Annotated in this window: 22 protein-coding genes; 19 read left to right on the top strand and 3 right to left on the bottom strand. The window is 73.1% G+C overall.

What is annotated here, in order from left to right:
* Positions 1 to 240: 240 nt before the first annotated feature.
* The 4 genes from ACGFRG_RS26935 (at position 241) to ACGFRG_RS26950 (ending at position 3,495) form a co-directional block, all read left to right on the top strand.
* On the top strand, positions 241 to 1,206 hold the full coding sequence (locus tag ACGFRG_RS26935) for a zinc-binding dehydrogenase (RefSeq protein WP_393268002.1): 966 nt from the start codon (positions 241 to 243) through the stop codon (positions 1,204 to 1,206).
* An 87-nt stretch (positions 1,207 to 1,293) separates the two neighbouring features.
* Positions 1,294 to 2,664, top strand: coding sequence for a cellulase family glycosylhydrolase (locus tag ACGFRG_RS26940; protein WP_393268005.1), 1,371 nt, complete (start codon positions 1,294 to 1,296; stop codon positions 2,662 to 2,664).
* A 76-nt stretch (positions 2,665 to 2,740) separates the two neighbouring features.
* Positions 2,741 to 2,950, top strand: a complete 210-nt coding sequence (locus ACGFRG_RS26945; RefSeq protein ID WP_073946469.1) for a helix-turn-helix domain-containing protein — start codon at positions 2,741 to 2,743, stop codon at positions 2,948 to 2,950.
* On the top strand, positions 2,950 to 3,495 hold the full coding sequence (locus ACGFRG_RS26950) for a Clp protease N-terminal domain-containing protein (protein WP_393268009.1): 546 nt from the start codon (positions 2,950 to 2,952) through the stop codon (positions 3,493 to 3,495). The genes ACGFRG_RS26945 and ACGFRG_RS26950 overlap by 1 nt, the downstream gene beginning before the upstream one ends.
* Positions 3,496 to 3,643: 148 nt before the next feature.
* On the opposite strand, the gene ACGFRG_RS26955 is transcribed toward ACGFRG_RS26950, so the two are convergent.
* Both ACGFRG_RS26955 and ACGFRG_RS26960 read right to left on the bottom strand, forming a co-directional pair.
* Positions 3,644 to 4,525 carry a helix-turn-helix transcriptional regulator gene (locus tag ACGFRG_RS26955; RefSeq protein ID WP_393268012.1) on the bottom strand — a complete coding sequence of 294 codons (882 nt, stop codon included), beginning with the start codon at positions 4,523 to 4,525 and terminating at the stop codon, positions 3,644 to 3,646.
* Position 4,526: 1 nt separating this feature from the next.
* Positions 4,527 to 5,408 carry a DUF4097 domain-containing protein gene (locus ACGFRG_RS26960; protein WP_393268014.1) on the bottom strand — a complete coding sequence of 294 codons (882 nt, stop codon included), beginning with the start codon at positions 5,406 to 5,408 and terminating at the stop codon, positions 4,527 to 4,529.
* 249 nt (positions 5,409 to 5,657) lie between these two features.
* Between ACGFRG_RS26960 and ACGFRG_RS26965 the strand changes: the two genes are divergently transcribed.
* The gene (locus ACGFRG_RS26965; protein ID WP_361430735.1) at positions 5,658 to 6,467 is read left to right on the top strand and encodes a hypothetical protein; all 810 of its coding nucleotides are present in this window, start codon (positions 5,658 to 5,660) and stop codon (positions 6,465 to 6,467) included.
* 102 nt (positions 6,468 to 6,569) lie between these two features.
* On the opposite strand, the gene ACGFRG_RS26970 is transcribed toward ACGFRG_RS26965, so the two are convergent.
* Positions 6,570 to 6,755, bottom strand: coding sequence for a DUF6104 family protein (locus tag ACGFRG_RS26970; RefSeq protein WP_361430734.1), 186 nt, complete (start codon positions 6,753 to 6,755; stop codon positions 6,570 to 6,572).
* 149 nt (positions 6,756 to 6,904) lie between these two features.
* Between ACGFRG_RS26970 and ACGFRG_RS26975 the strand changes: the two genes are divergently transcribed.
* From ACGFRG_RS26975 to ACGFRG_RS27040, 14 genes are all read left to right on the top strand, one after another.
* The gene (locus ACGFRG_RS26975; RefSeq protein WP_361430733.1) at positions 6,905 to 7,321 is read left to right on the top strand and encodes a CU044_2847 family protein; all 417 of its coding nucleotides are present in this window, start codon (positions 6,905 to 6,907) and stop codon (positions 7,319 to 7,321) included.
* Positions 7,314 to 9,290, top strand: a complete 1,977-nt coding sequence (locus ACGFRG_RS26980) for a trypsin-like peptidase domain-containing protein (protein ID WP_361430732.1) — start codon at positions 7,314 to 7,316, stop codon at positions 9,288 to 9,290. Before ACGFRG_RS26975 ends, ACGFRG_RS26980 begins: the two co-directional genes overlap by 8 nt.
* Before the next feature lie 241 nt (positions 9,291 to 9,531).
* Complete coding sequence (locus ACGFRG_RS26985; RefSeq protein WP_361430731.1) at positions 9,532 to 10,533, top strand: MoxR family ATPase; 1,002 nt, start codon at positions 9,532 to 9,534, stop codon at positions 10,531 to 10,533.
* 4 nt (positions 10,534 to 10,537) lie between these two features.
* The gene (locus ACGFRG_RS26990; protein WP_393268021.1) at positions 10,538 to 13,999 is read left to right on the top strand and encodes an SAV_2336 N-terminal domain-related protein; all 3,462 of its coding nucleotides are present in this window, start codon (positions 10,538 to 10,540) and stop codon (positions 13,997 to 13,999) included.
* Complete coding sequence (locus ACGFRG_RS26995) at positions 13,996 to 14,268, top strand: hypothetical protein (RefSeq protein ID WP_361430728.1); 273 nt, start codon at positions 13,996 to 13,998, stop codon at positions 14,266 to 14,268. The genes ACGFRG_RS26990 and ACGFRG_RS26995 overlap by 4 nt, the downstream gene beginning before the upstream one ends.
* A gap of 2 nt (positions 14,269 to 14,270) precedes the next feature.
* Positions 14,271 to 15,491, top strand: coding sequence for an FxsB family cyclophane-forming radical SAM/SPASM peptide maturase (locus tag ACGFRG_RS27000; protein WP_393268025.1), 1,221 nt, complete (start codon positions 14,271 to 14,273; stop codon positions 15,489 to 15,491).
* 101 nt (positions 15,492 to 15,592) lie between these two features.
* The gene (gene fxsT, locus ACGFRG_RS27005; protein ID WP_361430725.1) at positions 15,593 to 18,580 is read left to right on the top strand and encodes an FxSxx-COOH system tetratricopeptide repeat protein; all 2,988 of its coding nucleotides are present in this window, start codon (positions 15,593 to 15,595) and stop codon (positions 18,578 to 18,580) included.
* A 303-nt stretch (positions 18,581 to 18,883) separates the two neighbouring features.
* Entirely contained in the window at positions 18,884 to 20,140 is a 1,257-nt protein-coding gene (locus tag ACGFRG_RS27010; protein WP_393268029.1) for an acyltransferase family protein, read from the top strand.
* A gap of 86 nt (positions 20,141 to 20,226) precedes the next feature.
* A complete protein-coding gene (locus tag ACGFRG_RS27015; RefSeq protein WP_361430723.1) occupies positions 20,227 to 20,937 on the top strand; it encodes an SDR family oxidoreductase in 711 nt (236 codons plus the stop codon).
* Between the two features lie 46 nt (positions 20,938 to 20,983).
* Positions 20,984 to 21,442: a carboxymuconolactone decarboxylase family protein gene (locus ACGFRG_RS27020; protein WP_393268032.1), complete on the top strand. Its 459-nt coding sequence runs from the start codon at positions 20,984 to 20,986 to the stop codon at positions 21,440 to 21,442.
* Positions 21,443 to 21,596: 154 nt separating this feature from the next.
* On the top strand, positions 21,597 to 22,481 hold the full coding sequence (gene sigJ, locus ACGFRG_RS27025; RefSeq protein ID WP_361430720.1) for an RNA polymerase sigma factor SigJ: 885 nt from the start codon (positions 21,597 to 21,599) through the stop codon (positions 22,479 to 22,481).
* Positions 22,482 to 22,867: 386 nt separating this feature from the next.
* Positions 22,868 to 24,379 carry an MFS transporter gene (locus ACGFRG_RS27030; RefSeq protein ID WP_361430719.1) on the top strand — a complete coding sequence of 504 codons (1,512 nt, stop codon included), beginning with the start codon at positions 22,868 to 22,870 and terminating at the stop codon, positions 24,377 to 24,379.
* Positions 24,380 to 24,532: 153 nt separating this feature from the next.
* Positions 24,533 to 24,949 carry a TIGR03618 family F420-dependent PPOX class oxidoreductase gene (locus ACGFRG_RS27035; RefSeq protein ID WP_361430718.1) on the top strand — a complete coding sequence of 139 codons (417 nt, stop codon included), beginning with the start codon at positions 24,533 to 24,535 and terminating at the stop codon, positions 24,947 to 24,949.
* Positions 24,950 to 25,173: 224 nt separating this feature from the next.
* Positions 25,174 to 26,661 carry an FAD-dependent monooxygenase gene (locus ACGFRG_RS27040; protein ID WP_361430717.1) on the top strand — a complete coding sequence of 496 codons (1,488 nt, stop codon included), beginning with the start codon at positions 25,174 to 25,176 and terminating at the stop codon, positions 26,659 to 26,661.
* Positions 26,662 to 26,898 lie beyond the last annotated feature (237 nt).

A 26,898-nucleotide genomic window follows, 5' to 3' on the forward strand; every position in this document is an offset into this window, starting at 1 on the left:
GGAGCTGCTGGCCCGTCCGGAGGGCGCCCGCCGGGCGGCGGGGGGGGGGGGGGGCCCCCCCGTGGGGGGGGGGGGGGGGGGGGGGGGGGGGGGGGGGGGTGGGGTCGGCGGGGGGGGGGGGGGGGGGGGGGGGGGCCCCGCCCCCCGGGGGGGGGGGGCCCCCCGCGCCTCGGCCGGGTGCGGCGCGTCACAGGCGGCAGTGGTTCCGGCCGGGCCCTCGGCACGCCTATCGTCAGGGCCATGTACGCCGCCTACGCCGCACGCATCGACCGTGACCAGCCGCTCAGCGGCCTTGAGTTGGGGGAGCGGCCGGCTCCCGAGGTGCGGCCCGCCTGGTCGCTCATCGACGTACGGGCCGCATCCCTCAACCACCACGACCTCTGGTCGCTGCGCGGGGTGGGCCTGAGCGAGGACAAGCTGCCCATGATCCTGGGCTGCGACGCGGCCGGGGTCGACCAGGACGGCAACGAGGTCGTCCTGCACTCCGTGATCGGCCAGAGCGGGCACGGCGTGGGCCCCGCCGAGGGGCGCTCCATCCTCACCGAGAAGTACCAGGGCACCTTCGCCGAGCAGGTCGTGGTGCCGACCTGGAACGTGCTGCCCAAGCCCAAGGAGCTCAGCTTCGCGGAGGCCGCGTGCCTGCCGACCGCGTGGCTGACCGCGTACCGGATGCTCTTCACCAACGCGGGCGTACGGCCCGGCGACTCGGTCCTGGTGCAGGGCGCCGGCGGCGGGGTCGCCACCGCCGCGATCGTGCTGGCCAAGGCCGCCGGGCTGCGGGTCTTCGCGACCAGCCGCGACGAGGCCAAGCGCAAGCGGGCCGTCGAGCTGGGCGCGGTGGAGGCGTACGAGCCGGGCGTGCGGCTGCCGCAGCGGGTCGACGCGGTCATCGAGACCGTCGGCGCGGCCACCTGGTCCCACTCGGTCAAGTCGCTCAAGCCGGGCGGCACCCTGGTGATCTCCGGCGCCACCAGCGGCGACCGGCCCGCGCACGCCGAGCTCACCCGGATCTTCTTCCTGGAGCTGAAGGTGGTCGGCTCGACCATGGGCACCAAGGACGAGCTGGAGGACCTGCTCGCGTTCTGCGCGGCGACGGGCGTACGGCCGGTCATCGACGAGGTGCTGCCCCTCGACCGGGCCCGTGAGGGGTTCGAGAAGATCGAGTCCGGCGACGTCTTCGGAAAGATCGTGCTGACGATGGATTGATGGATTGACGGATCGTCAGAAACCCTGATCTGATCTCCGGCACGCTCATTGAAGAACCGATGAACCGATGACGTGCCGGAGGTTCCCATGCGTATACCCCTGCCCAAATGCCTTGTGGCGGTGGGGTGTTGTGTCCTGCTGGCGGCCGGTGGCGCGGTGTCGCCCGTGGCCCGCGCGGCGGACCGCGACGCCGTCCCGCGCCTCACGGACGAGCAGGGCCGCGCGCTCACGCTGCGCGGCTGGAACGTCGAGGACAAGGCGCACCGGGGCGACCGGGCGCTCTCCGCGATCACCGAGCGGACCTTCCGCGACCTGCGCGCGCACGGCTTCTCCTTCGCGCGGCTGCTGGTGTTCTGGGACGACCTGGAGCCGGTGCGGGGCCGGTACAGCCAGGCGTATCTGCGCCGGATCGAGCGGATCCTGGACTGGGCCCACCGCTATGACATCCGGGTGCTGATCGACGCCCACCAGGACGTGTTCGGCCCGGCGTTCGGGCATCGCGGGATCCCCGAGTGGGCGACGCGCACGGACGGGCTGCCGTTCACCCCGCACCCCGGCGACTGGTTCTCCGAGTACTACGAGCCCGCCGTGCAGCGGGCGTTCACCCATCTGTACGGGGACGCGGACCTGCGGCGGGCGCAGGAGGCGATGTGGCGAACCCTCGCGGCGCGGTTCGCGCACCACCCGGCGGTCCTCGGCTACGACCTGATCAACGAGCCGATGGGCGAGTTCCGGCCGGGCGAGGACCCGGCGACGGCCGCGCGCCGCGTCGAGGCCGAGCAGGTGACGCCGATGTACAACCGCCTCGCGCGGGCGGTGCGTTCGGTGGACCGGCGGCACTGGCTGTTCGTCGAGCCGACGCCCGCGGTGGGGGAGGGGGTGCCGACGGGGCTTGGCAGGATCAAGGACCCGAAGGTGGTGTACGCGCCGCACTTCTACAACACCGCGATGGAGTCGGGCGCGGACTACGACCCGTCGGCGCACTGGATCGAGTCGTACGAGGCGGCGGTCACGGCGTATCCGAAGGAGCGGCGGATCCCGGTGGTGGTCGGGGAGTGGGGCCCGCCCGACTCCGGACTCCCGCACATGGGCCGCTTCTACGCCGACGCGATGGCCTCCCTGTCCCGCTACACCTCCGGCTGGGCGGGCTACGTCTGGTGCTACGGCGGCGGCTACTGCGCGGCCGACGCGACGGGCGCGCTGCGCCGCAACAAGGACCTGACGGCCACGCCGTACGCACCGGCGGTGGCGGGCCGGGTGCGCTCGCAGACGTACGACCCGGGGACACGGACGTATCGGCTGGTGTACGTGGCGGGGCGGGGCGACACGGAGCTGTCGGTGCCGACGGACGCGGGGGAGTGGCGGGTCGGGGTCTCGGGCGGGGTGCTGGTGCGGGGGCTGCGGGTGCGGGGGGTGCCGGGGGCGGTGGTGACGGTGGTGGTGCGGCCCCGGGGGTGAGGACGGAAGTGAGGGCGGGTCGGCCCGGGTGTCAATTTTGGTTGACGGTGTCGTGGTGTCAATGTAGGTTGACAGCATGACCGAAGCAACCGATCTCGCCGAGCGGGCGGGTGACCGCGACCCCCGGATCGGGCTGCGGGCGGTCGCCGCGCTGCGGCGGCTCCTCGAACAGCTTGAGGCCGTGCAGGTGCGCAGTGCCCGGAACCAGGGCTGGTCGTGGCAGGAGATCGCCGCCGAGCTCGGCGTCAGCAGGCAGGCCGTCCACAAGAAGCACGGGAGGCAGTGATGTTCGAACGGTTCACGAAGGACGCGCGCGGGGTGGTGACCGGGGCGGTCACGCGCGCCGAGCGCGCGGGCGCCGACTCCGTGTCGGTGGAGTACCTGCTCCTTGCCCTGCTGGACCGGCAGGGCACCCGGGCGTCGTTCGCGCTCGCCGCGCTGGGAGTGGTGGACCGCAGGGCCGAGCTGGAGGCCGCGCTGGCGGCCGCCCGGCGGCGCGGCGGGCTGTCCACGGCGGACGCGGAGGCGCTGGCCGGGATCGGCATCGACGTGACGGAGATCGTCGCCCGGGTGGAGGAGGCGCACGGGCCCGGTGCGCTGGAGGGCGACCGGAAGGACAAGTCCTGGTGGGCCGGGCGGCGTTCGTTCGCGCGCGAGTCCAAGGACGTCCTGGAGAAGTCCCTGCGGATCGCGGTGGGGCGCGGTGACCGTCACATCGGCGACGAGCACCTGCTGCTGGCGATGGCCGCGACGCCGGGTGTGGTGGCGGATGTGCTGGCGCAGTGCGGGGCGGGGTACGGGGCGGTGGAGCGGGCGCTGTACGGGGAGTGACCCGTTTTCCCGGGGGCTCCGCCGCCCGGACCCCTGAGCGGGGGCTGCGCCCCCTGCACCCCGGACCCTTGGGCGGGGGCTGCGCCCCTGCACCCCCTCGGGGCTCCGCCCCGGACCCCGCTCCTCAAGCGCCGGAGGGGCTGTTCCCCTACCCCCTCGTCCGCAGGATCACCCCGATGTGCGCCGCCGCCGTCGACAAGTGGTGGCGTGCCTCGCGGAGTTGGGACTCGGTGACGCCGTTGTCGCGGGCCGCGTCGCGGATGTCGTCGCGGAAGCGGTCCAGGAGGCGGTCCAGGTCGCGGGCCGGGTCGCCGGTGCCGGGGGCGTCCTCGGACCAGGCCGGGGGCTCGGGGGTCCTGGCGGGGCGGCCCATCTCCTTGGCCAGGTTCGCCAGGCCCTCCCAGGCGCCGGACGACCAGTCGCCCTTGGCGAAGTGGTCCTGCACCTGCTGGCTCATCCGCTGGACCTGCTCGCGGGCCCGCTCCTGGGCCTCCTTCGCCTGGCGGCGGGCCTGCTGGGCGTCCTCGCGGGCGCGGCGGGACTCGTCCTTCGCCCGGCGGGCCTGCTCCTTCCACTCCTGCTTGGCGCGCTTGAGCTCCTCCTTGGCCTGCTGCCAGGACTCGCCCGTCTGGGCGGTGCCGTTGCGGGCCTCGTGCGTCGCGCGGCGCACGTCGTCGCGCAGGTCGCCCGCCGCGCCGCGCACATCGGCGCGGATCTCGGCGGCGAGCTCGGAGACCGACTCGCGGATCTCCAGTTCCAGGTCCGCCAACTCGCCGCCGCGCCCGGCCAGTTCGGCCCGGCCCGCGTCGGTGATCGAGTACACCTTGCGGCCGCCCTCGGTGGTGTGGGTGACCAGGCCCTCGGCCTCCAGCTTGGCGAGCCGGGGGTACACGGTGCCGGCGCTCGGCGCGTACAGCCCCTGGAAACGCTCCTCCAGGAGGCGGATCACCTCGTACCCGTGGCGCGGGGCCTCGTCGAGGAGCTTGAGGAGGTAGAGGCGCAGGCGGCCGTGGGCGAAGACGGGGGGCATGTCAGAGCACCTTCTCGGTCGTGGGCCCGGTGGATCCCGGGCCGGTCGCGTCGGTCGGCCCGTCCTCGCGCGCGGGGCGGCGCAGCAGGGCGATCGAGCCGGAGACCGTGGTCGCCCGCAGCGTGCCGTTGCCCGCGCCGAGCGTGCCGGTGATGCTCTTCGCGCCCCACTGGCCGCTGACCCGCAGGTCCTCGAAGGCGTTGGAGACCGTGCCGCTCGTGGTGTTCGCCTCGACCCGGGCGTCCGCCGACGGGTGTTCCAGGCGGATGCCGATCTCGCCGGACACCGAGGTCAGCCGGATGTCGGCGGGCCGGCCGGAGGTGTCCAGGTCGAGCACCATGTCACCGCTGACCGAGTCGGCCCGTACGGAGGTGGCCGCGCCCTCGATCACCGTCAGATCGCCGGACACCGACTTGAACACCAGGTCGCCGGTGACCGCCTGGGCCTCCAGGTTGCCGGACACCGTGTCCGCCGTGATGGAGCCGGACAGGCCCACCAGCGTGGTGTCACCGTTCACGCCGCGTACGGTCGTACGCCCCCGGATGCCGGAGACCACCGCGCCCGCGCCGACCACGCCCACCTCGACGGTGGACTCGGCGGGCACCGCGAGCGAGACGACCGCGTTGCGCTGCCAGCTCTTGCGGTCGAACCACTTCAGGAAGCCCTTCCAGGGGAGGTCCTCGTAGGCGACCGTGAGGGTCGGGCCGTCCTGCGTGACGATCAGCGGCGGGCCCTCGATCGAGGAGATCTCCAGGCGCGCGGAACCTTCGTCGGTCCCCACGACGTTCACCGTTCCGTTGACGATCCGCACGTTGAGCGCGGACACCGGCTCGTCGAAGGCGAGTTTGCGCGGCTCGGATACGGACCACGTCGACTGTGCCATGGCTCTGACCTCCCTGGGCGGGGTGCGTGCGATACGCGGGGCACGCGCGGAGTGTGACGCAACATATCGCGTCTTCTTGATAGACACGATATATCGCGGATGGGGGAAGTCAAGTGCCGGTGGGCGGCGCGCGCCAGGCAGGATCGACGCGGGTGCCGAACGCGGTCGAAGCGGGTGCCGAAGCGGATCAAGCGGGTGGCAAACCGGATCAATGGGTGGGAAAGCCCTCGTTGCCCTAGCGTATGGATCATGTCCAGCGTCCCCGCCCCCGCCGCCCTGCTCCTCTGCCGTGCCGAGCCCTCGGCGGTCCGGCCCGCCGCTCATCTGCTGCGCGAGCGGATGCTGCTCGCCCCGGCGGGCGAGGGGTGGAGCGTGCTCGTGCCGGGGACCGAGCCGTGGCTCGGCGGCGCCGACCCGGTCGACCAGGTGCTCGCGGGGTGGGCCGCGGCCCTCACCGTCGGCGCCGGGTGGCCCGTGGTCGCGCTCTGGTGGGACGAGGGGCGGGCCGGATACACGCTGGCCGCCGGGTTCCGGCGCTCGGTCGGCTATGTGTGGCTGGCCGACGGGACGGCGGCGGGGGAGTCCGAGGCCATGCGGACGTTCGCGGCGCGGCTCGGGCTCGACCCCGTACTCGATCTGGAGGCCCTCGACGCGCTCACCCGTCCCGACCCGGCCGCCGACGGACGGGCCAGGCTGGTCGGTCTCACCGCCGTGCTCTCGCGCGCGGGCGTGGCGCTGCCGGCCGGGCTGACCCCGGGGGAGAGCGCGGACCGGCTGCGGTCGGCCGCGGCCGCGTCCGGTGCCGAGGCGGTCGAGTGGTCGGGCTGGCGGGACGCGGTCCGGGCCGAGCTCGACGTGGTGGAGGAGGGGCCGCTGGGGCCGTGGCTGCGGGGGCCCCTGGCGCGGGCGCTCGGCGCGGCCCAGCTGGCGGCGGGCGTGCCGCTGACCGCCTGGGGCCTGGCCCGCCGCAGCGGCGGCTGGACGGTCGCGGGCCTCGTCCTGGTCGCGCACGGGGCGCTGGGGCTGGCGTACGACCGGGTGCGGGGGCGCGGCGTCTGAGCGCGGCGGCCCCGCCGACCCCGCGCCGCCCGGCCCAGGGCTTCCGCCGCCCGCCGGGACCCGGCCCCGCTGGGCCCGCGCCGCCCGCCGGGGCCTGCTCGCCTACTCCTCGTCCTCGTCCTCGTCGTCGAGCCGGGCCAGCCAGGTGGCGAGCCGCTCGACCGGGACCTCGAAGTCCGGGTTCAGGTCGACGAACGTACGCAGCTGGTCGGCAAGCCACTCGAAAGTGACCTCCTCCTCGCCGCGCCGCTTCGCCAGCTCCTCGATGCCGCGGTCGGTGAAGTACACAACGTGCTCCTGAGATGTACCGGGATGTTCTCTCCCAGGGTATCCGGGGCCATCCGGCTCTTTCCGGGGCTCCCGTGCAACCGTCTCGCCCATTACCCTCGTCGCATCTCAAGTCAGGGGATCGTGCGACTGGTTGAGGGGGATCGGCCATGGCGCAACCACGGGAGATCGAGCTGCCGGGCGGGGCCGTCGTGCTGGCCCGGCTGACGACGGCCAAGGGGTACGGGGACGACGATGACGACGTCGGCGTCCTGGAGAACGCCGTCGCCAAGGTGGAACGGCTCGGCGAGCTGATCACCGGGGTCGGGCGGTCCGTGCTGGACGCGGCCGCCGCCGTGCGGCCCGACGAGGCGACCATCACCTTCGGCGTCGAGCTGTCCGCCAAGTCCGGGGCCGTGCTCGCGGTCCTCGCGGACGGCGAGGCCAAGACGTCCATCCAGGTCACGCTCACCTGGAAGCTCGACCAGCAGCCGCAGCCGCAGCCTCTTCTCCCGCCCCAGCCGCCCCCGCAGCCCCCCGCCCCGCCCACCGCGCCCCCGGCCCCCGGTGTGTCGCCCCATGCCTGAGACGGGCGACCCGTACATCGACGATCTGGCGCGTTCGGCTACCGTCCATCTGCTGTCGGCGGCGGGCGGCACGATGTGGGGCAGCGGTTTCTTCGTCGCCCCCGGATGGGTGCTGACCTGCGCGCATGTGCTGCGGCCGCACCTCGGCGGGGACCGGGAGCAGATCTTCCACGTCGAGGGCGAGCAGTTCGACCGCGAACCGCTGCGGGTGCGGGCCCGCCTGGAGGCGTGGCTGCTCGACGACGACCTGCGCGGCGACGACATCCCCGTCGAGCAGGACCTGGCGCTCGTCCGGCTGGTCGACGAGGACGCGGACGTGGAGCACGAGTGCGTCTGGCTCAGCGACTGCGCCGAGGCCCCGGGGGCGAGCGCGGTCGTGCACGGCTTCCGGCCCGAGGGGCGCCCGCTGCGCTGGCGCAGCGCCATCGACATCCGTACGTACGACGGGAGTTACGGGCTCCGGTTCACCGACACCGAGTTCCCCAAGGGGGTCTCCGGCGGGCCGGTGCTCGATCCGCACACCGGGGCCGTGGTCGCGGTCATGAAGTCCCGCCGTCTTGAGCGCGACGGCGGGCGGGCCATCGCGCTGCCCGTGCTGCGCCGGTTCGGCGAGCTCTACCAGAGCGTGCTCGCCGAGCACGACCGGTGGCACGGGGTCGGGGCCCGGCTCGGCAGGTCCAACTGGATCGACCGGCAGCAGGAGTTACCGGCCGGCGGGCTGCACCGCACGCCCGAGCAGTGGAGCCCGGACGACCGGCGCACCGCCCTGAACCTGCTCGCCTCGGTGCCCGGGCCCGGCGGGGTGCCGGCCGTCGCCCGGCTGGCACGCAAGGCGCGCGGCAACATCGCGCCCCCCGGCAGCCTGCCCGAGCCGCGCTCCTGGCGCGACGGCCACGGGCTGCTCTACGAGGGCCACCGGCCGATGGCCGCCATCGCCTTTCTGCACTACCTCAAACTCGTCGTGGAGTACGAGCGCGGGCGCGGCGGCGACCCCGCGCGCCTGGACGCCTGGGTGAGCGCGCGGCTGCGCGGGGTGCCGCCCGTGGTGCACACCGTGGTCACCGAGGCGCGGCTGCCCGACGGGATGTTCCCGGTGCTCGGGCCGGGCGGGCCCGGTGAGGTGCTGCCCGTACTGCCGTATCCGGGCGGGGAGCGGGGCGGCGCGGTCGTCACCGTCGAGCTGGAGCCGCTCTCGGACGCGCCCGACCGGTTCTACTGGCGCATCCGGGTGCACGACGGCGACCGGGAGGGCTCCAGACCGGTGGACGAGCAGTGCCACGGGGACGGGGTGGCGCCCGGCGACCTGATCCGGCGGCTGCGCCGGCCGCTGGTCGACGCGTTCGAGATGGTCGACACCGACGAGTGCCCCGCGCCCCTCGAAGTCGCCCTGCCCGCCGACTACTTCGACACCGCCGTGCACCGCTGGCAGCTCACCGAGATGGGCCGGCTCTATCTCTCGCCCTACCTCGGGGTGCAGCGCCGGGTGGTGCTGCGCGATCTGGACCGGCGCGGTGAGCCCGACCGCGAGTGGCTGGTGCGGTGGGAGGGGCTGATGGCCGCCGAGGAGCTGACCGGCGTCGGCACGCCGATGCGCGGGAAGGCGCCCCGGCCGCACCACTTCACCGAGATGGCGCCGGGCGCGGTGCCGGTGCTGTGCCGGCCCGCCGGGCGCGGGGTCGGCGGCGCGGCGATGCGGATGGCCCTGGAGGCCGGGCACGGCGTCGCGCTCTGGCACATCGACGCCCACCCCGAGCGCGGCTGCCACGAGCGCTGCGCCGCCGTGCGCGCCGGCGCGGCCGATCTGCTCGGCCAGGCGAAGGACCCCACTGAACTCCCGGACCGGCTGCGCCGTATCAGGGAGGACATCAGCGATTCCAAGGATGCCCAGCACTGGGCGGAGGGTGTGGCGATGCTCTACGACGACCCCGGGCGGCCGCTGCCGGACCTCGACCGGCTGGACGCGCCGTGACGCGCGCGGCGACGTTCCGCGCGGCGCCCGTGTGCGCCGCCGTGCGCCCGGCCAAGCGCCGCTGTGACCGCCCGTGCGTCCACCCGCGCTGCCTTTTGTCGACGGACCGGCCGGAAAACGCATTTCGGACCCCGCCCAGTGGGTACGTTCACAACGGACTTCGACTCGCAACGACATGTGGTCCCGCGCGGCCATGTGGCCAGCAAGTGGTGCCCCGCCGAGCGTCGACGAGGAGCGAGCGATGGACGACTGGCTGATCTACCGAGGCACCGGGGACGCGGATCCGAACCGGATCCGCGCGCTGCCCGACCCGCCCCGCTGGCGTGCGTTCGACGGTGTGCCGCGCCCGTACGAGGTGCCCGGCATCGACATCGCGTCGCTGCGCCGGCTCGGCGACCGGGTCCCGGAGCTGTCGGTACACGACAGCGAGACCCTTCAGCTGATCAACGCGGCCCTGTATCTGCGCCGCCCGCTGCTGATCACCGGCGAGCCCGGCTCGGGCAAGTCGACGCTCGCGCACTCCATCGCGTACGAACTGGGCCTGGGCCGGGTGCTCCAGTGGCCCATCATCAGCCGCACCGAGCTCAAGGACGGCCTCTACACCTACGACGCCATCGGGCGCCTGCACGACGCCCAGCTCGCCGACGGCCAGGCCGACGACATCGGCCGCTACATCCGGCTCGGCCCGCTCGGCACCGCGCTGCTGCCCGCCGAGCGGCCCCGCGTCCTGCTCATCGACGAGCTCGACAAGAGCGACATCGATCTTCCCAACGACCTCCTGAACGTGCTGGAGGAGGGCGAGTTCCCGCTCCCCGAACTGGAGCGGATCGCCGACCGGCCCGGCCGTGACGTGGTCGAAGTGCTCACCGACGACGGCCACCGGGTCGCGGTGCCGCACGGCAAAATACGCTGCCGCGCCTTCCCGATCACCGTCCTGACCAGCAACGGAGAGCGCGACTTCCCGGCGCCGCTGCTGCGCCGCTGCATCCATCTGCATCTGGACCCGCCGCGCGAGGAACGCCTCGCGGCCTTCGTACAGGCCCACTTCGGGCCCGGCGCCGACGAGCGCAACCTCGATCTGCTCAGCCGTTTCACCCGCGACGACGGCGACGGTGAACTGCGCCCCACCGACCAGCTCCTGAACGCGATATTCCTCACCCAGCAGGTGCGCGACGAGGGGCCGGAGCGGCGCCAGGAGATCGCCGAGCTGCTGCTGCGGCCCCTGGACACCAGGCAGCGGTGACCCGATGACCACGGCCCCCGACCCGCGCCCCGAGGGCGGCGCCGCGAGCGTCCGCACGACGCTCACGGCGCTGGTGGCGCGCCTTCGGGAGGCCGAGATCCAGCCGACCGCCCAGGAGCTGGCGGACGCGCTGTGGCTGGCCGACTTCGCCGGACCCCTCGCCCGGCCGCCGGCCCGCGCATCGGACCCGGGGCCCGGGGGCGTGGGCGGCCCCGGGGTCAAACCGCCCGGCGTCGGCGACGGCCCGGACCCGGCGGAGCCGCGGGTCCCGCCGCAGGGCGTGTCGAGCGTGCCCGCGCCCCGTACGTACGACGGGCAGGCCGATCTGTTCACCCCCGGCCCCGGCGCCGGGCAGCGGTCGACGGGCGGCGACACCCTGGGCGGGGCGGGCGGGGTGGAGGTGGCGCCGGTGGCCGCGCCCGTCGCCGCGGCGCTGCCCGAACCGCTCGCCCTGCAACGGGCGTTGCGGCCGCTGCAGCGCTACCGCGCGCCGGTGCGGAGTACCGGCCGCTACCTCGACGAGCAGGCCACCGCCGACCGGGCGGCCGACCTCGGTCTGGTGATACCGGTGCTGCGGCCCGACCGGCGCCGCCAGGCGCGGCTCGCGCTGATGATGGACGTCTCGTCCTCCACGCTCGTGTGGGAGCAGACGCTCGACGAACTGCGCCAGGTCTGCGAGCGGGCCGGGGCCTTCCGCGAGGTGCAGGTGCACTTTCTGCACGAGGGCCCGGACGGCAGGCCGCGCGTCGGCAGCGCCGTCGAGCCCACCGGGCATCTCGCCGAGCCGTCCCAGTTCTGGGACCCGGCCGGGCGCCGGCTCACCCTGCTGCTCAGCGACTGCGCGGGCCCGATGTGGCGCAGCGGCCAGCTCCACCGGCTGCTGCACGGCTGGGCGCAGACCGCGCCGCTGGCGGTGGTGCAGCCGCTGCCGCAGCGGATGTGGCGCTCCACCCATCTCCCCACCCGGCAAGGGGTGCTGCGGCGCCGCGAGGGACCGGCCGGGCGGCTGGAGTTCCGGCCGCGCAGGCCCGAGCGGGGGCGGGCCGCGCAGGGCGTGCCGGTGCCGGTGCTCGCGCTGCGCCAGTCCTCGTTCGGCGCCTGGGCGCGGCTGGTCAGCGGCGCCACCGAGCGGACCATGGAGGCGGCGGTCGGCCGGGTGCGCGCCGACCAGGCCCCGGCCACCGGGACCGTACGGGCCGAGCAGAACGTGGACGCGGCCGAGCGGGTCGGCGCCTTCCGCGCCACCGCCTCGCCGGACGCCGCCCAGCTCGCCGCGTGTCTGTCGGCGGCGCCGCTCTCGCTGCCGGTGATGCAGCTGGTGCAGCGGGCGATGCTGGTCGACAGCGGGCCCGAGGTCCTTGCCGAGGTGCTGCTCAGCGGCCTGGTGCGCAGCCCCGGCGAGGACGACGCCGAGGAGGTCGCGGACGGGGCGCCCGGCTATGTCTTCGTCGACGGGGTGCGCGAGAAACTGCTCGAACACCTCGGCGCCGGGGGCGCGTTCCTGGTCCTCAAGCACTGCTCGGAGTACGTGGAGCGGCGCTACGGGCGGACCGTGCGCAACTTCCCGGCGCTGGCCGCCGCCGTGCTCGCCGGGTCGGTCGACCCCGGCGGGCAGACCCCGGCCGGGCCGTCGGACGATCCCCGGATGCGGAAGTTCGCCCGGGTCTCCTCCCAGGTGCTGCGGCGCTTCGGACAGCCCGACCCGGTCGTCGAACCGCGCGCGGGCGCCGGTCCCGGGGAGCTGTCGCTGCGGGCCCAGGAGTGCCTGGCGCGGTTCCGCGCGTACGGGACGGTCCGCGATCTCGACATGGGCGTCCAGCTGCTGACCGCCGCCGTGCGCGGCGAGCGCCGGGTCTTTGAACGGGCGTATCTGTCGGGGGAGTTGGCGCGGGCGCTGCTGCTGCGCTGGGAGCTGCGGCGGCTCGGCGAGGACCTGGGCGCGGCCCTGTCCGCCGTGGAGAACGCGCTGCCCCATGAGCGTCCCGCGCATCTGACCCTGGCCCGCATCCTGGAGGCGATGGCGGACGAGGCGGAGTCCGGGCGGGCGGGGGCGGACGAGGCGTGGTGGCTGGCCGCGCTGACCGAGCCGCGGCGCCCGCCGGGACGTGCGGGCGAGCCCTGGCGGCCGCCCGCACCGGCGGAGCCGATCGTCGCCCCGGGCCACTCCAACGGCACCTCGGGGACGGACGGGCCCGGCCGCACCCCGCACGACGTCGCCCTGTCCCTGCTCAACCGGGCCCACAACAGCCTGGCCCTGATCGGCGGCATCCCGCCCGCCTCCGCCGCCCAGCGCGCCGACTGGCGTCAGGCGTCGCTCGCCCGGATCCGGGTGCTGCGCAGGCTCGCGGAGCTGGAGCCGAAGTGGGCGGACGGCTGCCTGGACACCGCCGTCCATGTCGCCAACTCCCTGCTGAGCGAGGAGCGCGGCGCCGAGGTCCTGCTGCTGCGGGGCGCGCTGCTGCTCACGCTGGCCCGGCGCCAGGCGGCCGGGTCGGGCGAGCGCTCGACGGTCACCGCGCGCGCGTACGCCGACCGGGCCGTGAAGGACCTGTACGCCGGGTTCGAGACGCTGGCCCCCGACTCGCTCTCCGACGCCGAGGTCAGCCGGTCCTGGCTGCACCTCGCCGACGCCGTCGAGCTCTCCCACGCCGAGGTCGACGACCCGGCCCGGCTGACCATCCTGCAGGCCCTGGACCAGGCACGCAGCTACGCGGGCCCGGACCGCGAGGCGCAGGCCGAGTGCCTGCTGCGGATGGCGCGGGTGCTGCGCGAGCGGTACGAGTCGACCCGCACCCGCGCCACGCTCGACTCGGCCGTGGTGGCCTGGTCCGACGCCATCGAGCTGCTGACCCCGGAGGATCCGCGCAGGCCGGGCGCCTTCGCCGAGCTCGGCGACGCGCTGACCGTACGGGCCCGGGTGCGCGCCTCCCGCGACGACGTGCGGGGCGCGGTGAAGGCGCTGCGCCGGGCGCTGGACGAGACCTCGGAGTCGGACCCGGAACTCGCCCGGCGCCGCTTCCTGCTGGCCGCCGCCCACGTACGGCGCTTCCACCTCGACGGCGTCCTCGCCGACCTCCACGAGGCGCACTGGATACTCGGCGCCGCGGCCCGGGCCACCGACGACAGCGCGGTCCTCGCCGCGGTCTGGCAGCTGCGCGCGCAGACGGTGGTGCTGCTCGCGCGGCGCACCGGCTCGAACGCCCGGCTCGGCGAGGCCGTCGACTTCGCGCTGCGGGCCGCGCGGGAGGCCCGGGTGGCCGGGCAGCCCTCGGTGGAGGCCGGGGCGCGGCAGCTGCGGGCGCGGCTGCTTGAGGAGACAGCGGGCCCGGACAGGGCGGTGGAGGAGCATCGTGAGGTACTGCGCATCCTTTCGGCGGCGGCCCGGGAGGGACGGCCGGACCCCGAGGCCGAGGCCCTGAGCCGGGCCGAGATCGACCGGCTCACGGGCGGACCGGGAGCGTCGTGACGACGACCGCGACGGACGGGGGCAGGGCGGTGCCGGACGCGACGGCCCTGCCGTCCCTGCGCCCGCTCACCGCCCGCGAGCCCCAGCAGTGCGCGCATCCCGTCCTCGCGGCCGTCCTCGCGGAGCTGCGCGAGCGCGAGGGCGGCCAGGGGCGGGGGGCGTACTTCAGCGACGCCCCGGCGGTCGGGGCGTACTTCGCGGACGCGCCGGCCCCGCGACGGCCCGAGCCGCGACGCGCCGAGTCACCGGGCGGCGGGGACACGCCGTGACCATGGACGAGCCCCGCTGGCCGCACCGCGTGCTCGACCCCGACGCCGTGCGGCCCGTACCGCTGCGGCAGTTCGTGCTCAAGGTGCACAGCCGGTGCAACCTGGCCTGCGACTACTGCTACATCTACCGCGGCCAGGACGCCAGTTGGCGCGAGCGCCCGACGCGGGTCGCCGAGGGCACCGTGCGCCGCACCGCCCGCCGTATCGCCGAGCACGCCGCCGCCCACCGCCTCACCCGGCTCCGGATCGACCTGCACGGCGGGGAGCCGCTGCTTGGGGGTGCGGGCCCGGTGCTCGCGTACGCGGCGGAGGTGCGGCGCGCGGTGCGCGAGGCGGTGCGGGGCGTGGTGCCGGACGGCTGCGAGGTCACCGCGACCGTGCAGACCAACGGCACCCTCCTGACCCCGCGCACCCTCGACCGCCTCGCCGCCGCCCGGGTCTCGGTGGGGCTGAGCCTCGACGGGGGAGCGGCCCGGCTCAACACCCGCCGCACCGACCGCCGGGGCCGCCCGTCGTGGCCCGCCGTCGCCGCGGCCGCACGCCTGCTCGCCCGGCGCCCCGCCGCGTACGCCGGAATCCTGTGCACCGTCGACCTCGCCGCCGACCCCGGGGACGTCTACCGCTCGCTGCTGGCGCTCGGCCCGCCCGGCATCGACCTGCTGCTCCCGCACGGCAACTGGGCGGCCCCGCCGCCCGGGATCGCCCCGGCCCCGGTGCCGGGGCGGCGGGCGCGGTCCACGCCGTACGGCGACTGGCTGGCCGAGGTGTTCGACCTGTGGTGGGACGCGGAGCGGATGCGGACCGGGGTGCGGCTCTTCCAGGAGATCGTGGCGCTGCTGCTCGGGGTGCCGAGCACGGTGGAGTCCGTCGGGCTCTCCCCGATGGTGGCCGTGGTGGTGGACACGGACGGGTCGATCGAGCAGACGGGCGCGCTGCGCTCGGCCTACGAGGGCGCCTCCGCCACCGGCCTCGATGTCTTCCGGCACACCTTCGACCAGGCGCTGCGCCACCCGGGCGTCGCCGCCCGCCAGTTGGGGGCGAAGGGCCTCGCGCCGGACTGTCTGGTCTGTCCGGTGCGCGAGGTGTGCGGCGGCGGCAACTACGCCCACCGCTACGCCCCGTACAGCGGATTCCTCCACCCCAGCGTGTACTGCGCCGACTTGGAACGGTTGATACGCCATGTCGCGGCCAGGCTGTCCGAGACCGACAAGGCGGGGGCGTGACGGCTGGTGACTGTCAACTCCTGCTCACTGACACTTTTGTGACGCACAATTGAAAGTGCGCGCACATCCAGCTTCCGGCCCGAGCCGAGGGAGTCCAGCGCATGTCCGACCACGAGGGCGCCGCCGAGCCCACGCTGCCCGAACCGGCCGAGGAGTCCCCCCGCGTCACCGTGCTCTTCGCCGGGCAGAGCCAGGCCTGGGCCGACTGGATCGGGCAGCAGCTGGAGCGGGCCGGGCACCCCGCCGTCCTCATAAGGTGGGATCCGCTGCATCTGCAGCCGGCCGACTCGGCCCTCGCCGACCTGCTGGAGCCGCCCGGGCACATCCTCGTCGTGCTCGACGACTGGTATCTGCGCTTCGACTCCGAGAAGTACCAGGGCTGGGCCGCCGCGCTGCGCGACACCCTGCCGCTGCACCGCGACCGGGTCGCGGCCGTCAGCGTCACCGCCAAACCGCTGCCGCCCGCCGCCGCCACCCTGCGGCCCGTCGGGCTGCGCGGGATCGGCCCCGACGAGGCGCGCCGCCGGGTCCTGGAGTGCGCCGGATCGGGCGCGCGCCCCACCGGTGTCGTCCTGGAGCGGGCCATCCGCTTCCCCGACGACCGCCCCCGGGTGTGGAACGCGCCGCGCCGCAACCGCCAGTTCACCGGCCGCGAGGAGACCTTCGAGAAGGTGCACGACGTCCTCGCGGTCTCCGGTGAGGAAGGCGGCCGGGTGGTGGTGCACGGGCTGAGCGGCGTCGGCAAGACGCAGGCCGCGATGGAGTACGTGCACCGCTTCTCCGGCGAGTACGACATCGTGTGGTGGGTCGGGGCCGCCGCCAAGGCCAGCGCCCGCGAGGGGTTCGCCGCGCTCGCCCCGGAGCTGGGTCTGGCCCAGGGCAGCCGGCTCGGCGAGGTCATCACGGCGGTGCGGCGCGACCTGGAGACGACCCGGCGGCGCTGGCTGCTGGTCTTCGACGGGGCCGAGAGCCCGGAGGCCGTCGGCGAGTTGATCCCGGAGGGGCCGGGCCACGTCCTGGTCACCGCCAACTCGCCGGAGTGGCCGGGCCTGGGCGCCCACCTCGTGCAGCTGCCGCCCTTCGACCGCGAGGAGAGCGTCGCCTTCGCCCGCCGCCGCGCCGAACGCCTCACCGAGCAGGACGCCGACCGGCTCGCCGACGCCGTCCAGGACCTGCCGCTGCTGCTCGACCAGACCGCCAACTGGATCGCCAACAACCCGGCCGCCTCGGTCGCCGAGTACGTACGCGGCATCAGCCAGGGCGATCCGCACACCGTCGACACGCTGCCCTCGCGCGAGTACCCGGCGAGCTTCCAGGCCGCCTGGTCCAAGACGCTCAACAGCCTGCACGAGACCTCCGCCGAGGCGTGGGAGCTGCTGAAGCTGCTCGCGCACTTCTCGCCCGACTCGGTGCCGGTGCGCCTGCTCCAGAGCGCCCGGGTCAGCGATCTGCCGCCGCACCTCGCCGCCCTGGTCACCGACCCCAGCAGCTGGAACTCGGCGCTGCGCACGCTCTCCCGGGTGACCGCCACCCCGCTGGAGTACGACGAACCCGGACGCCTGGGCACCCGTACCGTGGGCTCGTTGCGCATCCACCGGCTGCTGCACCGTTTCGTACGCGGCAGCCTGCCGCCCGGCGAGCACGAGCGGGCCACCGCCACCGCCTGCCAGGTCCTGGTCGCCGCCGATCCGCGCGACCCGGCGGGCGCCCACAACTGGCCGCGCTACGCCGAGCTCATCCCGCACCTGGAGCCGTCCGGCGCGATCGCCTCCACCGACCCGGACGTGCGCCGCCTCGTCCTGAACTGCATCGAGTACCTGCGGGTGCGCGGCGAGTTCCGCGAGGGGCAGCGCCTGAGCGGTCTCGCCGTGGACCAGTGGCGTCCGGTGTCGGGGCCCACCGACGGCCTGGTCCTGGTCGCCACCCACCAAAAAGCCCACATGTGCCGCCAGTTGGGCCACTACGCCCAGGCCGAGGCGCTGGGCCGGGACACCCTGCGGCGGCTGATGGCGGAGGGCCGGGGCGGCATCGAGGTGGTCCGCGCCAAGAACGGGCTCGGCGGCACGTTGATGGTGCTCGGCAAGTACGGCGAGGCGCGCGCCCTGTTCGAGGAGGCGGCGGGGGAGACCGCCGCCCTGCTCGGCGACTGGAAGGTGCCCCGGCTGCTCGCGATCCGCCACAACCTGGCGGTGACCCTGGCCCTCCAGGGCCACTACGCCAAGGCGCTGGCCCGCCACCAGGAGGTCCTGGAGGAGTGCATCTCGGTACTCGGCGGCAAGGACCACCTCACCCTCCAGGGCGGGATGTACACGGCCCAGATGCTGCGCCTGATGGGCCGGTACGGGGAGGCGCTGACCATCCAGGAGTACAACCACCGCCTGCACCGCCAGATCCTGGGCGCCGACCATCCGCAGACCCTGACCGCCCAGCACAACCTGGCCCTGTGCCTGCGCCGCGACGGCGAGCCCGAGCGGGCCAGAGGGCTGCTGTACGAGGCCCGCGCGGCGATGCTGCGGCGCGGTGACGCGACCGCGTTCACCTGCGACTACGCCATGCTGCTGCGGGACCTGGGGCGTCCGGTGGAGGCCCTTGAACTGGCCCGGTCGGCGGCCGCCGAGTACGAGCGGCTGCTCGGCGCGGAGCATCCGTACACGATCGGCGCGCACGACAACGTGGCCCTGGTGCTGCGCGAGAGCGGTGAGCACCGGGCCGCCCGGGAGCTCTCCGAGCGCAATCTGCGGGCCTTCACCCGCGCGCTCGGCCACGCCCACCCCTGGACGCTGGGCTGCGCGATGAACACGGCCTCCGCCCGGGCCGCCGACGGCGATCTGGGCGCGGCCGCCGAACTCGGCCGCACGGCCCTGGTCCAGGCGGTCACCTCGGTCGGCCAGACGCATGTGCTCACCGTCAACCTCCAGGCGGGCCTCGCCCAGGACCTGCGGGCCCGGGGCAAGCGCGCGGAGGCCGCCGAGCTGCTGCGGGACGCGGTCGCCACCCTCACCACCGCGCTCGGCGAGAGCCACCGCCAGACCGCGTACATGCGCAGCGGTGCGCGCCCGTACTGGGACTTCGAGCCGATGCCGGTGTGAGCGACGCCACTTGTGAACATATCCCACACTTCTCTGACCCTGCCCTGACCGGGAGTTGACACTTCTCTGACATGGATGCGGAGTTCCCGTATCTCCTGACCGAACCCGACAGAGACGTGAACCGGGGCGCCTTGATCCGGAACCCGCATTTCAAGATCCTTGAGTAGGTGCGGGGGTGCTGTCCCCCAGGGCCGTTCCCCTGCGGTCGGCGGGCGGTCGGACGTGCCGAGAGCCGTCGTGCCGAGAGCCTCTTGCCTCTCGCGACGAGAGCGCACAACTCCCCAGGTCTCAGGAGGGTTTGCCATGACTCACGGCGATACGATCGACACCGGCCCGCCGGGCACCGCCGGTCAGGGGGCCGGGCGCAAGCCGTCCGGCCGGTTAGGGAAGTCCACCGGAATACGCACCGTCACCACCGGCGACGGCTGGCTGCGCCCGGCGGCCACCCGGCTTCCCTCGCTGACCGGACTGCGCTTCCCGGCGGCCCTGCTGGTCTTCCTCAACCACACCGGACTGCCGTTCCCGTTCCTGCGCCTGATGAAGGACGACGGCGCGGCGATGGACTGGTTCGACGTCACCCGCAACGCGGGGGCGCTCGGCGTCACCTTCTTCTTCGTGCTCAGCGGATTCGTCCTCACCTGGGCCGTCCGCGAGTCGGACACCACGCGCGCGTTCTGGCGCCGCCGGATCGTCAAGATCTACCCCAACTACGCGATCACCTGGGGCCTGGCGATGATCGCCTTTGCCTCCGCGTACACCCCGACCCGCACCGCGATCCTCAATCTGCTCATGGTGCATGTGTGGGTGCCGAAGTTCGACGTCTTCTCCAGCGTCAACCAGCCCAGCTGGTCGCTCGGTTGCGAGCTGCTCTTCTACCTCTCGTTCCCGCTGCTGCACAAGCTGTTCCGGCGCATCCGGCCCGAGCACCTGAAGTACTGGATCTCGGCGGTGACCGCCGGAATCATCACGACGCCGTTCTTCACCTACCTGCTGCTGCCGGACGACCCGAACTTCCCCGGCGGCCTGGCGCTGGGCGCCCGCGCCTCCACGGTGCAGTACTGGTTCGCGTACAACTTCCCGCCGATGCGGCTGCTCGACTTCGCGCTCGGCATGCTCGTCGCGCAGGCGGTGCTCAACGGCCGCTGGTGGAACATCGGGATGATCTGGTCGAGCCTGCTGCTGGCCGGCAGCTATGTGTGGGCCTCCCACGTCTCGTTCCTCTACTCGCAGCGGTCCATGACGATCATCCCGATCATCTTCCTGATCGCGGCCGCCGCCACCGCCGACGCGAGAGAGGAGTTCACCCTCTTCCGAAATCGCGCGATGGTCTGGCTCGGCGAGATCTCGTTCGCCTTCTATCTGGTGCACTTCGTGGTGCTGTCCTACGTGCGCAAGTGGCTCGGCCACGACCTGTACTCGGTGCCGCAGACCATCGGCATCGTGCTCATCGAGTTCACCATCGCCGTGCTCGTCTCCTGGGCGCTGTACGCCCTCGTCGAGCGGCCCATCACCCGCAACTGGTCCAAGCCGAGGCTCCCCCGGGCCACCGCCAGGACTTGAGCGGCGCACTACCGGAGAACTGAATTCCACCCCCCAACGATGTGAATTCAAGTTCGGTTCAAGATTCCACTGTAAGGATTCCCCCCATGAAGACTATTGCTCTCGTCACAGGTGCCAACAAGGGAATTGGTTTCGAGATCGCGCGTCAGCTCGGCGAGCTGGGTATCACCGTCATCATCGGCGCGCGCGACGAGAAGCTCGGCCGGGCCGCCGCCGAGGAGCTCGGCCAGGCGTTCGTCCAGCTCGACGTCACCGACCCGGCCAGCATCAAGGCCGCCGCCACCTGGATCGACCTCGCGTACGGCAAGCTCGACATCCTGGTGAACAACGCGGGTATCACCGTGTCCCACGAGGAGGGCAAGCCCAGCACCACCTCCCTCGACACCATGCGCCGGATCTACGAGACCAATGTGTTCGGCGTGGTCGCGGTGACCAACGCGCTGCTGCCGGTGCTGCGCAAGGCGCCCGCCGCCCGGATCGTCAACCAGTCCAGCGAGATGGGCTCGATCGACCACGCCCTTGACCGCGACCACCCGGCCTTCCCGATCGTGAACCTTCCGTACAACTCCTCGAAGACCGCGCTCAACATGATCACGGTGGCCTACGCCAAGGAGCTGTGGGACACCCCGATCAAGGTCAACGCGGTGGACCCGGGCTGGTGCCGTACCGACATCACCGGTGGCGAGGGCTACAAGTCGGCCGCGCAGGGCGCCGCGATCGCCGTGAAGCTCGCCACCCTCGACGCGGACGGCCCGACCGCCACCTTCTCGCAGGACCAGGGCACACTGCCCTGGTAGGCAAGACTGTCTCCATCAACACCCGCACGTTTTAAGGAAGATGACGATGTCCGCTCCCCGCATGAGCAACCCGGCCCAGGTCCTGCCCGACTCGATGACGGCTATCCTCGGCCTGATCAAGTCGATCCGTAAGGCCGGTGTCGAGGAGGCCACCCTCGAACTGGTCCACCTGCGCGTCAGCCAGATCAACGGCTGCGGCCCCTGCGTCGACGCCTCCGCCAAGTCCGCGCAGAAGGCCGGTGTCAGCGACGAGCGGATCTTCTCGGTCGGCGCCTGGCGCGAGACGCCGTTCTACAGCGACGCCGAGCGCGCCGCCCTGGCGCTGGCCGAGCACGCCACCCGGCTCGCCGACCGCGAGGACGCGGTTCCGGACGCCGTGTGGAACGAGGCGGCCGAGTACTACGACGAGCAGCAGCTGGCCGCCCTGGTCCTCCAGATCGGCGTGGTCAACCTGTTCAACCGCCTCAACGCCACCACCAAGCAGCAGGCCGGCCAGGCCTGGTGATACGTGTCGCACACCGCCGGGCCGCGCGCCCGGCGGTGTGCGACAGTGGCCGGGCCGGTGGGACCGGCGAACGGACCCACTGGGAACGGACGTTGTCACAATGGCCGGGTTTCGTTCGTCATGGCTATGACGGAACGCGACCGAAGGAAGTGACATGGACGAGCGCGATTGGCTGGCGCAGCGATTCGAGGAGAACCGGAGCCATCTCAGAGCGGTGGCCTACCGGATGCTCGGCTCGGTGAGCGAGGCCGACGACGCCGTTCAGGAGTCCTGGCTGCGGCTCAGCCGCGCCGAGACCGACGACATCGAGAACCTGGTCGGCTGGCTGACCACCATAGTCGGCCGGGTCTGCCTGGACATGCTGCGCTCGCGCCGGGCCCGGCGCGAGGACCCGCTGGAAGCCCAGGTGACCGAGCCCGCGCTGGCCCCCGAGGACGCCGGCGACCCGGAGCAGCAGGCGCTCATCGCCGACTCGGTGGGCCTCGCCCTGCTGGTGGTCCTGGAGACGCTGGAGCCCGCCGAGCGGCTCGCGTTCGTCCTGCACGACATGTTCGCGGTGCCCTTCGAGGAGATCGCGCCCATCGTGGACCGCAGCCCCGCCGCGGCCCGCCAGCTGGCCAGCCGGGCCCGCCGCCGCGTCCAGGGCGCCGAGCCGGTGCCCGACCCCGATCTGAGCAAGCAGCGCCAGGTGGTCGACGCGTTCCTCGCCGCCGCGCGCGGCGGCGACTTCGAGGCCCTGGTCGCGGTCCTCGACCCCGATGTGGTGGCCCGCTCCGACGCCTTCGCGGACCGTCCGGGAGCCGGCACGGTGCTGCGCGGCGCCCAGGCCGTGGCCCGACAGGCGCTCACCTTCGCGCAGTTCGCCCAGTCCGCGCAGCAGGCGCTGGTGAACGGCAGCCCGGGCGTCGTCGCGGACCAGGGGCGCGACACGTTCCGCGTGATGAGCTTCGGGTTCGGCGACTCGGTGATCACCGAGATCGAGGTCATCACCGACCCCGAGCACCTGGACGCACTGGATCTGGAGCTCCTCGCGAGCTGACGTACGGGATCGGCGCGAACCCGATGGAAACGACATAAGCGCAGGTGGGAGGGCCCGGGACCGCTTCGGCGGGCCCGGGCCTTTCCGTGCGCCGAAACTTATTTTCGTCCAACGGTCACATTTGCTCGGCGCGATCCGTCATATCAGTGACGGACAAGTCCGGGCCGGTGCTCCGAGGGGGCAGCACCGGCGGGACGTCCGTCGCCCTCGTTAGGGGGCGCCCGTACAACCCCTGATGGAGAGCAGCCTTTGACACGTTCGGCCCGCGTCCGGAACAGAACTCTCGGGCGGCGTTCCGTAACCGGACCCGGTTGTGTCCGGCAGCCACCCGGCCAAGCCGGGGGCGCTCTCACCCACTCGATCCTGTATAGCTTAGGAGTCTCGTCATGGCTGCCGCCGACTCAACCGCGAGGCCGGGGACCGGCACGGGCGTCAAGCCCGGTCTGATCCTGGCATTCCTGTGCCTGGGCCAGTTCATGGTCTTCCTCGACGTGTCGATCGTGAACCTCGCCCTGCCGTCCATTCAGGACGGGCTCGACATGTCCGATGTCAGTCTGAACTACATCGTGACCGCCTACTCCACCGTGCTCGGCGGCTTCCTGCTGCTCAACGGACGGCTCGCCGACACCTTCGGTCGCAGGCGCCTGCTGATGACCGGCTTCGTGGTGTTCGCGCTGGCCTCGCTGACCTCGGGTCTGGCCCAGAACGCCGCCATGCTGATCACCTCGCGTGGCTTCCAGGGCCTCGGCTCCTCGATGATCGCCCCCGCCGCGCTCTCCATCCTCACCAACACCTTCGCCGAGGGCCCCGAGCGCAACAAGGCCCTGGGTGTCTGGGGTTCGCTCGCCGGTATCGCCTCGATCGTCGGCGTGATGCTCGGTGGCGTCCTCGCGGACGGCCCGGGCTGGGAGTGGATCTTCTGGATCAACGTGCCGATCGGCCTGGGTGTCGTGGTGCTCGCGCCGAAGATCCTGCCCGAGTCCAAGTCCGACGCCCCGCGCCAGCGCTTCGACTTCGCGGGTGCCGCGACGCTGACGGCCGGCATGCTGCTCCTCATCTTCACCCTCGGTGAGGCCATCAACGTCGGCTGGGGCACCGCCCGTACGATCGGCAGCCTCATCGGTGTCTTCGTCCTGCTGGTCTCCTTCATCGTCATCGAGATGAAGGTCGAGGCGCCGATGATGCCGCTGCGCGTCTTCCGCCTCAAGACGATGCGTGTCGCCAACCTGTCGGCCGTCCTGGTCTTCGGTACCTTCGGCGCCCTGTTCTTCTTCGCCAGCCTCTTCATGCAGCAGGCGTTCGGCTACTCCCCGATGAAGGCCGGTTTCGCCTACGTGCCGCTCGCGGTCGCGGTGGCCTTCGGCGCCGGTGCCGCCTCCGGCATGATCACCAAGATGGCCGCCCGTCCGGTGCTCGCCATCGGTCTCACCCTGACCACCTCCGGTCTGCTGATCCTGTGGCGCACCGGCGCCGGCGCCTCCTACGCCACGCACCTGCTGCCCGCGTTCGTCCTGCTCGGCCTCGGCTGCGGCATGGTCTTCGTGACGCTGCAGATCGCCGCGTTCGTCGGTATCTCGGACGAGGAGGCCGGCATCGGCGCCGGTCTCATCAACACCAGCCAGGAGGCCGGTGGCGCCCTCGGCCTCGCCGTCATCGCGACCATCGCGTACAACGGTCTTGAGGACAAGCTGGCCAAGACCGGCGGCAACCCCGCCAAGATCCACGAGGTCCAGGCCACCGCGAACCACCACGCGTTCCTGTCCGCCGCGATCCTCGGCTTCACCGCTCTGCTGGTCGCCCTGTTCTTCATGCCGAGTGGCAAGAACAGCATGAGCTCGGCGCACGCCCACGGCACCGCCGAGCCGGAGCTCGCCCCCGAGGACGCGGCCGTCAAGTAACCCGACCACTCCCTGAAAGCCCGCCCGCCGCATAGGGCCGGGCAGGCCGTGGCGCTCCTCCGGTACGAGCCGGAGGAGCGCCACGCGCCACTGACAGGGCCGGTCCCGGTGTCCCCGGGGCCGCGCCGGAGCAGCCTGGAAGGAACGGACCCCATGTCGCAGCCCCGAGGGCGCACCAGCGCGCCGGAGGTCTCCGCCTCGGTCGAGGCGTTCCTCGCCGAACCGCTGGTCGCCACGCTCACCACCCTGCGGCCCGACGGCTCGCCGCATGTGGCGCCCGTCCGGTTCACCTGGGACGCGGCGTCGGGGCTCGCCCGGGTCATGACGGTGGCCACCTCGCGCAAGGCCCGCAACGTCCTGGCGAACCCGGGCTCGCGTGCCGTGCTGTGCCAGGTGGACGGGTTCAGCTGGGTCACCCTGGAGGGCACCGCGGCGGTGTCGCAGGACTCGCAGCGGGTGGCCGCGGGCGTGCAGCGCTATGCCAAGCGCTATTGGCAGGCGCCGCCGAATCCGCCGGGCCGGGTGGTCCTGGAAATAGCGGTCGACCGGGTGATCACTCTCAATACGTGAACTCCCGTGCGTAACGCGTAACGCGTCACACATAATTCACTTGTACGTTACGTGAGTTGATGGCGCGAAATCTCACCAGCGTGGCATCACCGGACGGCAATTCCGGTGATGCCACGCTTTGTTGTGCCCCCTGAGCTGCGGACTTGAGTAGTACTCAGGTAGGTGATGCAAGCATCGGCCGTATCGGCTGATCCATGTCATCCACCTGCACGAGGAGTGCGAATATGACCCAGGGCGCAATTGTTGTCGGTGCCGGTCCGGTCGGACTGATGCTGGCCGGCGAACTCCGCCTTGCCGGTGTGGAGGTCGCCCTCTACGACAAGCTGCCGGCTCCCAGTGGAGAATCGCGCGGCCTCGGATTCACGGGACGTACCGCCGAAGTGCTCGACCAGCGCGGTCTGCTGACGAAGCTCGGTGACATCCGCTGGGGCAAGCAGGGCCACTTCGGCGGGGTCCGGATCAACTTCGACCAGCTGGACGAGAGCCACTACGGCATCATGGGCCTCGCCCAGTCCCGCACCGAGGAGACCCTGGGCGCATGGGTCGAGGAGCTCGGCGTCACCGTGCGCCGGGGTTACGAGGTCACCGGCTACCGGGAGACCGAGGACGGCGTCGTCGTCCAGTACGAGGGCCCCGACGGCCCGGGCGAGGAGGCGGCCCAGTACCTCGTCGGCACCGACGGCGGCCACTCCACCATTCGCCGTCTGGCGGGCATCGAGTTCCCGGGCGAGCCCGCTACGCGCGGCATGTACCTGGCCGACGTGGTCGGCGCCGGACTGCCGATGCGCCCGATCGGCCAGCGCATCGAGGGCGGCGGCATGATCCTCTCGGTCACCCTGGAGCCGGGTGTCGACCGGATCGTCATCCACGAGCCCGGGGTGCGCCCGCACCACGGCGAGGGCGAGCTGAAGTTCTCCGAGCTCGCGGACGCCTGGGAGCGGATGACCGGCGAGGACATCCACGGCGCGAGCGCCCGCTGGATGTGCGCCCTCACCAACGCCACCGGCCAGGCCACCCACTACCGCAAGGGCCGCGTCTTCCTCGCCGGTGACTCCGCGCACGACCACGCCCCGCTGGGCGCGCAGGGCGTCAGCGTCGGCCTCCAGGACGCCGTCAACCTCGGCTGGAAGCTGGCGGCGGCCATCAAGGGCCAGGCCCCCGACGACCTCCTCGACACCTACCACACCGAACGCCACCCCATCGGCGAGCAGTTGCTGCGCAACACGCTCGCCCAGTCGCTGATCTACCTCAGCGGCGAGGAGATGGAGCCGCTGCGCGCGGTGCTGCGCGAGCTCGTGCAGATCCCGGACGCCGCCCGCCACCTCGCGGGCCTGGTCAGCGGCCTCGACGTGCGCTACGACGTCGACACCGACAACACCGGCCACCCGCTGCTCGGCCTGCGCCTCGCCCCGGGCCGCGAGGTGGCGCTCGCCGACGGCGGCCAGGTCCGCGTCGCGGAGCTGCTGCACCCCGGGCACGGTGTGCTCATCACCACCGGCGACTCGGCCGAGGCGGCGGAGCTCGCCCAGGGCTGGTCGGACCGCGTCGACGTGGTCACCGGCAGCTGGGTCCCCTCCGACGTCGCCACCGGCGACGACCCCGAGGCCGTGCTGGTACGCCCCGACGGCCATGTCGTGTGGGCCGCGCCCGACGGCGGCAAGCTGCGGGACGCGCTTGAGCGGTGGTTCGGCGCGGCTCAAGTGGCCGGATAGAAGCTGCTGTTGCAGCTGCTACCGACCTACCGGTTCAGCGTCGGATCGCTCCGCGGGGGGTGCGGATTTCGGCTGCGGGCCGGTGGGGGCTGGTCGCGCCGTTCCCCGCGCCCCTAGAGGTTGCCCAGAACCGCATCGTCCGGCCCGGCGCCTACCCGCCGGGCCGGTCACGGGGCCTGCCGTCCCCGCGCGGCAGGCCCCTGTCGTACCCCCAACCGCATGTCATCGAAAGGGAAT

The sequence above is a fragment of the Streptomyces sp. NPDC048696 genome (genome assembly GCF_043198895.1).
Taxonomy (GTDB): Bacteria; Actinomycetota; Actinomycetes; order Streptomycetales; family Streptomycetaceae; genus Streptomyces.

Coding starts and splice junctions, on each gene's coding strand:
- sigJ (WP_361430720.1), top strand. CDS start 21,597: ATGGACGAGCGCGATTGGCTGGCGCAGCGATTCGAGGAGAACCGGAGC.
- ACGFRG_RS26990 (WP_393268021.1), top strand. CDS start 10,538: ATGACCACGGCCCCCGACCCGCGCCCCGAGGGCGGCGCCGCGAGCGTC.
- ACGFRG_RS26945 (WP_073946469.1), top strand. CDS start 2,741: ATGACCGAAGCAACCGATCTCGCCGAGCGGGCGGGTGACCGCGACCCC.
- ACGFRG_RS27035 (WP_361430718.1), top strand. CDS start 24,533: ATGTCGCAGCCCCGAGGGCGCACCAGCGCGCCGGAGGTCTCCGCCTCG.
- ACGFRG_RS26980 (WP_361430732.1), top strand. CDS start 7,314: ATGCCTGAGACGGGCGACCCGTACATCGACGATCTGGCGCGTTCGGCT.
- ACGFRG_RS26985 (WP_361430731.1), top strand. CDS start 9,532: ATGGACGACTGGCTGATCTACCGAGGCACCGGGGACGCGGATCCGAAC.
- ACGFRG_RS27020 (WP_393268032.1), top strand. CDS start 20,984: ATGTCCGCTCCCCGCATGAGCAACCCGGCCCAGGTCCTGCCCGACTCG.
- ACGFRG_RS27000 (WP_393268025.1), top strand. CDS start 14,271: ATGGACGAGCCCCGCTGGCCGCACCGCGTGCTCGACCCCGACGCCGTG.
- ACGFRG_RS26940 (WP_393268005.1), top strand. CDS start 1,294: ATGCGTATACCCCTGCCCAAATGCCTTGTGGCGGTGGGGTGTTGTGTC.
- ACGFRG_RS27015 (WP_361430723.1), top strand. CDS start 20,227: ATGAAGACTATTGCTCTCGTCACAGGTGCCAACAAGGGAATTGGTTTC.
- ACGFRG_RS26965 (WP_361430735.1), top strand. CDS start 5,658: ATGTCCAGCGTCCCCGCCCCCGCCGCCCTGCTCCTCTGCCGTGCCGAG.
- ACGFRG_RS26975 (WP_361430733.1), top strand. CDS start 6,905: ATGGCGCAACCACGGGAGATCGAGCTGCCGGGCGGGGCCGTCGTGCTG.
- ACGFRG_RS26950 (WP_393268009.1), top strand. CDS start 2,950: ATGTTCGAACGGTTCACGAAGGACGCGCGCGGGGTGGTGACCGGGGCG.
- ACGFRG_RS27010 (WP_393268029.1), top strand. CDS start 18,884: ATGACTCACGGCGATACGATCGACACCGGCCCGCCGGGCACCGCCGGT.
- fxsT (WP_361430725.1), top strand. CDS start 15,593: ATGTCCGACCACGAGGGCGCCGCCGAGCCCACGCTGCCCGAACCGGCC.
- ACGFRG_RS26935 (WP_393268002.1), top strand. CDS start 241: ATGTACGCCGCCTACGCCGCACGCATCGACCGTGACCAGCCGCTCAGC.
- ACGFRG_RS27040 (WP_361430717.1), top strand. CDS start 25,174: ATGACCCAGGGCGCAATTGTTGTCGGTGCCGGTCCGGTCGGACTGATG.
- ACGFRG_RS27030 (WP_361430719.1), top strand. CDS start 22,868: ATGGCTGCCGCCGACTCAACCGCGAGGCCGGGGACCGGCACGGGCGTC.
- ACGFRG_RS26960 (WP_393268014.1), bottom strand. CDS start 5,408: ATGGCACAGTCGACGTGGTCCGTATCCGAGCCGCGCAAACTCGCCTTC.
- ACGFRG_RS26955 (WP_393268012.1), bottom strand. CDS start 4,525: ATGCCCCCCGTCTTCGCCCACGGCCGCCTGCGCCTCTACCTCCTCAAG.